The following is a 7,290-nucleotide window of genomic DNA, read 5'->3' on the forward strand; positions in this document are numbered from 1 at the left end:
TTTTCCTGACGCTGCGAATCCGTATCAATTCATTCTGTTTCCACCGAGGAAACACGGGAGGCTGGCCATGCCGCGGCTTTTCACCGCCCTCGAAATCCCCACGGGCGTTGCCAGCGCGCTTTCCATGCTGCGCGGCGGCCTGCCGGGGGCCCGCTGGATCGACCCGGAATTCTACCACGTCACGCTCCGCTTCATCGGCGATGTCGACCACGCGGTCGCGCGCGATGCCGCCGCCGCGCTCGACGAGATCGACCGCTTCGGCTTCGACCTCACGCTCGACGGGGTGGACCAGTTCGGCAACCACAAGCCGCGCGCCATCTTCGCCGCCGTGAAGGCTTCCAGCGCGCTTAACGACCTTCAGGCCGAGCATGAGCGCGCGATGAAGCGCATCGGTCTGCCGCCCGAGGGGCGCAATTTCAAGCCGCATGTGACGCTGGCCCGGCTACGCGATGCCGCCCCGCGACAGGTCGCCGACTATCTTGCCTTGCGCGGCTATTTCCGCTCGCCGAGCTTCGAGGTCTCGCGCTTCGTGCTGTTCTCCTCGCGCGATTCCGTCGGCGGCGGACCGTACCGGGTCGAGGCGGCCTACCCGCTGCTATAGCCTGTCGTTTCGGCGCGTTTTCCTCGCTCGAAACGCTCCGGCCATTGCAGCGGCGGTCCGCAGCGCCCATCTCTTGGTCCTGCACAGGAGGGCAGCCGGAATGGCCGTGAAGACCGATCCGTCTTTCGATTCTGAAATGGCAATGGACGACGACGCGTTCGCGCACGCTGGCGAGGATGAGCGCCGGGTGCGTGCCGGTTTCTGGAGCAAGCTCAAGTCCGGCGCCGCCCGCATCCCCTTCGCCGAGGACGCCGCCTCAGCCTATTATTGCGCGCTCGATCGCGGCACGCCGGTGCGCGTGCGCATGATGCTGTTCGGCGCCCTCGCCTATTTCCTGCTGCCCGCCGACACCGTGCCGGACTTCATGCCGGTGCTCGGTTTCACCGACGATGCTGCCGTGCTCGCCACGGCGCTGAACCTGCTCGCCGGCCATATCAGCCCGACGCACCGCGCCGCCGCGCGGGCCGCGCTCAACCGGCTGCGCACGGGCGGCCGGGCCTGAGCTTAAGGGCGCCGGCCGGCTGCTTGTGGACATCTTGTCCCTCCGTTCAGCTTTCATTTACCACGGTCCCAAATTCGCCTGCCTGTACGGGCATTTGAACGGCAAAGCCGCCGCATTGGGGTTCCAAGGGTTCACAGCCGCCGACCGGGCGGATATCCCTGTACGGGCTTACAGGGAGAATCGTTCGTATCCGCATGGCGGCAGACACTGAAACACGGGAGAGATCGACGATGGCACGACGCGTTCTGCGTGCGGCATTCGCCGGCCTGGCACTGGCTTTCATCGGCGCGACCGGCGCAGGCGCCCAGGCGGCGCCCCAGGCGGTGGGACAGTTCGGCGACTGGGGGGTCTACAAGGACGGCACGGGTAATTCCCGGATCTGTTACGCGCTGTCCCAACCGAAGAGCCGCGCCCCGGCAGGGCTGACACGCGATCCCGCCTTCTTCTTCATCAGCACGCGCAATGCGGAGAACGTGAAGAACGAGGTCAGCGTCGTGATGGGCTTCCCGCTGAAGGAAGGCTCGGACGCTACCCTCACCATCGGCCCCGCCTCGTTCGACCTCTACACCCGCGGCTCCGGCGCCTGGGTGCGCAATGTCGCCGAGGAGGCCCGGCTGGTCGACGCGCTGCGCAAGGGCCGCGATCTGGTGGTCAAGGCGACCTCGGCGCGCGGCAACGTCACCACCGATACCTATTCACTGAGCGGTATTTCGGCGGCCATCGACCGCGCCGCGCAGGAATGCCGCTGAGCCGCTCCGCCTCGCTCCCGCGCGCCGGGGAATGCCCATACCCGAGGAACGCTCATGTCCGTCGAGTTACGTCTCATTCCCTGCCTCGCGGATAATTACGCGGTCCTGCTGCGCGATACCGTGACCGAGGCCACCGCCGTCGTGGACGCGCCGGAGGTGGCCCCGATCCTTGCGGCGCTGGAGCGCGAAGACTGGAAGCTCACTCACATACTGGTCACGCATCATCACACCGATCACATTGACGGCGTGCTGGCTCTCAAGGAGCGCTATGGCGCGACGGTGATCGGTCCGCGCGCCGAGCGCGACACCATTCCGGGGCTCGATTTTGCGGTGGTGGACGGCGATCCGGTGGCGGTCGGTAGTCTCGTCGGCCGGGTGCTGGAAACCCCCGGTCACACCAAGGGGCACATCGTGTTCCTGTTCGAGGGGGAGCGGCTGCTGTTCTCGGGCGACACGCTGTTCGTCATGGGCTGCGGACGCCCGTTCGAATGCGACCCGCCGGTGCTGTGGGAGTCGCTCACCAGGCTTCGCGCCCTGCCCGACGACATCTCGGTCTATTGCGGCCATGAATACACGCTCTCCAATGCCCGCTTCGCGCTGAGCATCGAGCCGGACAATGCTGCGCTGCAGGCCCGCGCCAAGGCGGTCGAGGCGTTGCGTGCGGCGGGCAAGCCGACGCTGCCCACCACGATCGGCGAGGAGAAGGCGACCAACCCGTTCCTGCACGCCGACGATCCCGAACTCGCCGCCGCGCTCGGCCTGCCGGGCGCCGAGCCCGGCGCAGTGTTCACTGAGCTGCGCGCGCTGAAGAACAGCTTCCGGGGCTGAGCCATGGAGCCGTCCCCCTCTGCCGCCGACATCATCGCCCAACTGGGATTGAAGCCTCACCCGGAAGGCGGCTATTTCCGCGAGACCTTCCGCGACGAGCACCGGCTGGACAACGGCCGCGCCGCCTCCACCGCGATCTATTTCCTGCTGCCGGCCGGCGAGCGCTCGCATTGGCATCGCGTCGACGCCGTGGAGATCTGGCACTGGCATGCCGGCGCGCCGCTGGAACTCTCCATTGCCGTCAACGATGCCGGCCCCGTGCGCCGCTTCGTGCTGGGACCGGATGTGATCGCGGGCGAGGAACCGCAGGGCGTCGTGCCGCGCGGGGCCTGGCAGGCGGCGATCAGCCTTGGCGAGTGGACGCTGGTCGGCTGTACCGTGGCGCCGGGGTTCGAGTTTGCCGGCTTCGAGCTGGCCGCGCCGGACTGGACGCCGGGCTAGCTCCCGAAACGGTCAGCGCCGCGCCAGCAGCGTCGCCACCACCGCCCCACCGACGATCAGCGCACAGGCAAGGCCGAGCGACCAGCTCGGTGCCGCGAATCCCGCCGCGACCAGCAGCAGCGTCGAGAGCACCGGGGCGGCATAGGAGGCGACGCCCAGCAGGCGGATGTCGCCGCGCTTCATGCCGATGTCCCAGGTGTAAAAGGCGATGCCCACCGGACCGATGCCGAGCGCCACGACCGCCATCCACTCGCTCGCACCTGACGGCCAGACCGACGGCTCGAACAGCACGTGGCACAGCGCGGAGAGCGCGGCGGTGGCGAGGCAGAAGCCGGCCACCACATCGGTCGGCACCTCATGGAAGCGCCGCGAGGCGACCGAATAGACCGCCCACACGACCGCGCACACCGCCGCCGCCGCATAGCCGGGGACATAAGCGGGCGAGAAGCCGAAGCCGCCGGCCTTGGCGCCCAGCAGCACCACGGTTCCCGCGAGCCCCATCAGCGCGCCGGCAATGTGGGCGGGACGCAGCCGCTCGCCGGGGAGGAAGGCGGAGAGCAGCACGATCAGCAGCGGCCACAGATAGGCAATAAGCCCGGCTTCGGCGGGCGGGGCGAGCTTGAGCGCCGAGAAGTAGAAGAAATGGTAGCCGAACAACCCGCCGACGCCGTGCAGCCACACCGGCCAGGGCTGGCGCAGCACGGACAGCCCGACGCCGCGCACCATCGCGGCGACCAGCCCGACCATGCCGCCAATGAAGAAGGTCAGCGCGGTAAGCAGGAAGGGTGGCACCGCGCCGGTGGCCGAGGTCGCGAGCGCGAGGCTCGCCCAGAGCAGGATGGCGGTGAAGCCGATCAGCGTGGCGGTGAGGCGGGACATGATGAAACGGCACCGGGAGGCGGGAGGGCTCCGCTTACCCCAATTCGCCGCCCCGCGCATCCGCAAGATCGTCCGGGCGCCACGTCCTGCACCGGCAAGCCGACACGGGCGCGGGCTCCGCGCCCGCCGCCCGTGCAGTCATCAGGCCATGTATTGCCCGCCATTAGCGGTGAGCGTCGAGCCGGTGATGAAGGCCGCCTCGTCCGCCACCAGGAACACCACGCAGCGCGCGATCTCCTCGGGCTCGCCGAGGCGGCCGGTCGGGATCAGCGGCAGCACATGCTTGTCGAGCACATCCTGCGGCATGGCGCGCACCATCTCGGTGCCGATATAGCCGGGGCAGATGGCGTTGACGGTGATGCCCTTACGGGCGTTTTCCTGCGCCAGCGCCTTGGTGAAGCCAATCTCGCCGGCCTTGGCGGCGGAATAATTGGTCTGGCCCATCTGGCCCTTTTGGCCGTTGATGGAAGAGATGGTGACGATGCGCCCGAAATTGCGGTCGCGCATGCCCTCGATCACCTGCCGGCACATGTTGAACACCGAGTTCAGGTTGGTGTTGATCACCGCGTACCATTGCTCGGGCGACATCTTGTGCAGCATGCCGTCGCGGGTGATGCCGGCATTGTTCACCAGCACGTCGACCGGGCCGAGCTTGGCGGTGACCTCGGCGACGCCGGCCTTGCAGGCATTGAAATCGGACACGTCCCACTTGAAGGTCGCGATGCCGGTTTCCTTGGTGAAGGCGGCGGCGGCTTCTTCATTGCCGGCATAATTCGCGGCGACCGTATAACCGGCATCCTTCAGCGCCCGGCACACCGCCGCGCCGATGCCGCGTGTGCCGCCCGTGACCAACGCTACACGACTCATCTCACTTCCCCTCTTGGTTTCCATCCCGGAACCGACGACGGCTTTTACGTCGTTCTTGTCGATCAGCAATGCGACGGCTTCGCATAGCTACTGCTACCTTTCGTAAGGGCAGGTTCTTGGCAGATTCGGTATGCGCCTTGCGGAGGCCCCTGGCGTTTACGCCGCCCGCAACGCGCGGTGGCGCGCGCCGGGCGCGCCACCAATGTGGGTCATTCGAGGGCGATCAGTCGCGCTCGATGCACATGGCGATGCCCATGCCGCCGCCGATACACAGCGTGGCGAGGCCCTTCTTGGCGTCGCGCTTCTGCATTTCATACAGCAGCGTGGTGAGCACGCGCGCGCCGGAGGCGCCGATCGGGTGACCGATGGCAATGGCGCCGCCATTCACGTTCACCTTCGAGGTATCCCAGCCCAGGCCCTTGTTCACCGCGCAGGCCTGCGCGGCGAAGGCCTCATTGGCCTCGATCAGGTCGAGATCGGCGGCGGACCAGCCGGCCTTTTCCAGCGCGGCCTTGGACGCGGGGATCGGACCGGTACCCATCACGGAAGGATCGACGCCCGCCTGCGCCCAGGAGACGATGCGCGCGAGCGGCTTCTTGCCGAGGCTCTCCGCCTTGGCGGCGCTCATCAGCACCACGGCGGCGGCGCCGTCATTGATGCCCGAGGCGTTGCCGGCGGTCACCGAGCCGTCCTTGGAGAAGGCGGGGCGCAGCTTGGCCATGCCCTCGACCGTCGCGCCATGGCGGGGATACTCGTCGTCCGCCACCACGATGTCGCCCTTGCGGGTCGAGATGGTGACAGGAGCGATCTCGTCCTTGAAGCGGCCGGCCTTCTGCGCGGCCTCGGCCTTGTTCTGCGAGGCGGCGGCGAAGACGTCCTGCTCCTCGCGGGTGATCTGGAATTCCTTGGCGACGTTCTCGGCGGTGGTGCCCATGTGGTAGCCGTTGAAGGCGTCCCACAGGCCGTCCTTGATCATGGAATCGACCATCTCAAGGTTGCCCATCTTGGTACCGTTGCGCAGATGCGCGACATGGGGGGCCTGGCTCATCGATTCCTGGCCACCGGCCACCACGATCTCACTGTCGCCATTGGCGATCGCCTGATAGCCGAGCGCCACCGCGCGCAGGCCGGAGCCGCACAGCATGTTCACGCCCCAGGCCGGGCTGGCAACCGGGATGCCGGCCGCGATCGAGGCCTGGCGGGCCGGGTTCTGTCCCGCGCCGGCGGTGAGGATCTGCCCCATGATCGTCTCGCTCACCTGCTCGGGCGCAACGCCCGCGCGCTCAAGCGCTGCCGTGATGGCAACCTTGCCCAGCTCATGAGCCGGCAGGGAAGAAAGAGCCCCATTGAAGGCCCCCACTGCCGTGCGCGCGGCACCGACGATGACGATTCCGTCTTTCATTTTTGACGTCCTCCGCTAGCTGCTGTCCCGGGCGACGACCGGAGCCGGGCATCTGTTCTGCTCAGGCAACAGATGTAAGGCAATCGTGGTAGGTGCAAGTGACATGTGTCAACAACACCGCGAATTTCGCGCCCGATAATCATGCGCGACGATCCATGGTATCATATTACTTACACGCGTTATAATCCTGTAGCGGCGTCCCTGGAAACGTCCTAGAGTTTTCAAGAGGAAACGATAAAGGCGGCCCGAACACATGGCAAAATCCACGGACCCCGTCACCATCAAGAAGTATGCGAACCGGCGTCTTTATAATACCGGCACGAGCACCTATGTTACGCTCGAGGATCTCGCATTGATGGTAAAGAACGGCGAAGATTTCGTCGTTTACGACGCGAAGACGTCTGACGATATCACCCACTCTGTACTGACGCAGATCATTTTCGAGCAGGAAGGCAAGGGTCAGAATCTTCTGCCCATCAATTTCCTGCGCCAGATCATCCGGTTTTATGGCGACAGCATGCAGATGCTGGTTCCGCGCTATCTCGACATGTCGATCGAGAATTTCAGCAAGGAACAGGGCAATATGCGCGAGCAGCTCACCAAGACCTTCGGCGCCGGCGGCTTCGGCGGCTTCGGGGTGATGGAAGAGCAGGTGCGTCGCAACATGGAAATCTTCGACCGCACCTTCAAGATGTTCCTGCCGAACGGGCGCGGTGAGGAAACCAGCACCGAGACGCCGGCCAAGACCGATGATTTCGACGAGCTCAAGCGGCAGGTCGCCGAGATGCAGAAGCGGCTGGACAAGCTCGGCGACAGCAGCAAGAAGGACTGAGGACGAGCCCGGCCTCGCGCGGTTTGGGACGGAGTATCGGCGCCCCTGCGGGAGCGCCGGTCGCCCTAGGCAGCGGACTCATAACGCATTGATCCAGATGCGGACGGCAGCGAGCTTGAGGGCTGCGAGGAAGTTGTCTGGGCGCCGGTCGTAGCGGCTGGCGAGGCCGCGCATCTGCTTGATCCTGTT

At 66.3% G+C, this 7,290-nt stretch carries 9 protein-coding genes and 1 pseudogene; 6 read left to right on the forward strand and 4 right to left on the reverse strand.

All coding sequences use genetic code 11. From position 1 onward, the window contains the following. Nucleotides 1–67: 67 nt before the first annotated feature. From thpR to VRZ77_RS18905, 5 genes are all read left to right on the forward strand, one after another. Complete coding sequence (gene thpR / locus VRZ77_RS18885) at nt 68–601, forward strand: RNA 2',3'-cyclic phosphodiesterase (protein WP_241621745.1); 534 nt, start codon at nt 68–70, stop codon at nt 599–601. Nucleotides 602–737: 136 nt separating this feature from the next. Beyond that, complete coding sequence (locus VRZ77_RS18890) at nt 738–1,103, forward strand: YkvA family protein (protein ID WP_414594138.1); 366 nt, start codon at nt 738–740, stop codon at nt 1,101–1,103. Nucleotides 1,104–1,333: 230 nt separating this feature from the next. Then, nucleotides 1,334–1,852, forward strand: a complete 519-nt coding sequence (locus tag VRZ77_RS18895) for an invasion associated locus B family protein (protein ID WP_414594131.1) — start codon at nt 1,334–1,336, stop codon at nt 1,850–1,852. Between the two features lie 54 nt (nt 1,853–1,906). Further along, on the forward strand, nt 1,907–2,680 hold the full coding sequence (gloB, locus tag VRZ77_RS18900) for a hydroxyacylglutathione hydrolase (protein WP_414594132.1): 774 nt from the start codon (nt 1,907–1,909) through the stop codon (nt 2,678–2,680). 3 nt (nt 2,681–2,683) lie between these two features. Then, complete coding sequence (locus VRZ77_RS18905; RefSeq protein WP_414594133.1) at nt 2,684–3,121, forward strand: cupin domain-containing protein; 438 nt, start codon at nt 2,684–2,686, stop codon at nt 3,119–3,121. Between the two features lie 12 nt (nt 3,122–3,133). Here the strand turns inward: VRZ77_RS18905 and VRZ77_RS18910 are convergent, their stop codons facing one another. The 3 genes from VRZ77_RS18910 to VRZ77_RS18920 form a co-directional block, all read right to left on the reverse strand. After that, complete coding sequence (locus VRZ77_RS18910; RefSeq protein ID WP_414594134.1) at nt 3,134–4,000, reverse strand: DMT family transporter; 867 nt, start codon at nt 3,998–4,000, stop codon at nt 3,134–3,136. A 141-nt stretch (nt 4,001–4,141) separates the two neighbouring features. Then, nucleotides 4,142–4,867, reverse strand: coding sequence for a beta-ketoacyl-ACP reductase (locus tag VRZ77_RS18915; protein WP_414594135.1), 726 nt, complete (start codon nt 4,865–4,867; stop codon nt 4,142–4,144). A 223-nt stretch (nt 4,868–5,090) separates the two neighbouring features. Further along, the gene (locus VRZ77_RS18920) at nt 5,091–6,269 is read right to left on the reverse strand and encodes an acetyl-CoA C-acetyltransferase (protein WP_414594136.1); all 1,179 of its coding nucleotides are present in this window, start codon (nt 6,267–6,269) and stop codon (nt 5,091–5,093) included. 253 nt (nt 6,270–6,522) lie between these two features. Between VRZ77_RS18920 and phaR the strand changes: the two genes are divergently transcribed. Further along, nucleotides 6,523–7,101 carry a polyhydroxyalkanoate synthesis repressor PhaR gene (gene phaR, locus VRZ77_RS18925; protein WP_414594137.1) on the forward strand — a complete coding sequence of 193 codons (579 nt, stop codon included), beginning with the start codon at nt 6,523–6,525 and terminating at the stop codon, nt 7,099–7,101. 78 nt (nt 7,102–7,179) lie between these two features. Here the strand turns inward: phaR and VRZ77_RS18930 are convergent. Continuing rightward, a pseudogene (locus VRZ77_RS18930) lies at nt 7,180–7,290 on the reverse strand (IS5/IS1182 family transposase); the annotation flags it as partial.

It is taken from the genome of Ancylobacter sp. G4_0304 (assembly GCF_047501495.1).
Taxonomy (GTDB): Bacteria; Pseudomonadota; Alphaproteobacteria; order Rhizobiales; family Xanthobacteraceae; genus Ancylobacter.

What these genes read in the sequence shown, in the direction of transcription:
- VRZ77_RS18890 (WP_414594138.1), top strand. Translation starts at nt 738, where the DNA reads ATGGCAATGGACGACGACGCGTTCGCGCACGCTGGCGAGGATGAGCGC.
- VRZ77_RS18910 (WP_414594134.1), bottom strand. Translation starts at nt 4,000, where the DNA reads ATGTCCCGCCTCACCGCCACGCTGATCGGCTTCACCGCCATCCTGCTC.
- gloB (WP_414594132.1), top strand. Translation starts at nt 1,907, where the DNA reads ATGTCCGTCGAGTTACGTCTCATTCCCTGCCTCGCGGATAATTACGCG.
- phaR (WP_414594137.1), top strand. Translation starts at nt 6,523, where the DNA reads ATGGCAAAATCCACGGACCCCGTCACCATCAAGAAGTATGCGAACCGG.
- VRZ77_RS18920 (WP_414594136.1), bottom strand. Translation starts at nt 6,269, where the DNA reads ATGAAAGACGGAATCGTCATCGTCGGTGCCGCGCGCACGGCAGTGGGG.
- VRZ77_RS18895 (WP_414594131.1), top strand. Translation starts at nt 1,334, where the DNA reads ATGGCACGACGCGTTCTGCGTGCGGCATTCGCCGGCCTGGCACTGGCT.
- thpR (WP_241621745.1), top strand. Translation starts at nt 68, where the DNA reads ATGCCGCGGCTTTTCACCGCCCTCGAAATCCCCACGGGCGTTGCCAGC.
- VRZ77_RS18905 (WP_414594133.1), top strand. Translation starts at nt 2,684, where the DNA reads ATGGAGCCGTCCCCCTCTGCCGCCGACATCATCGCCCAACTGGGATTG.
- VRZ77_RS18915 (WP_414594135.1), bottom strand. Translation starts at nt 4,867, where the DNA reads ATGAGTCGTGTAGCGTTGGTCACGGGCGGCACACGCGGCATCGGCGCG.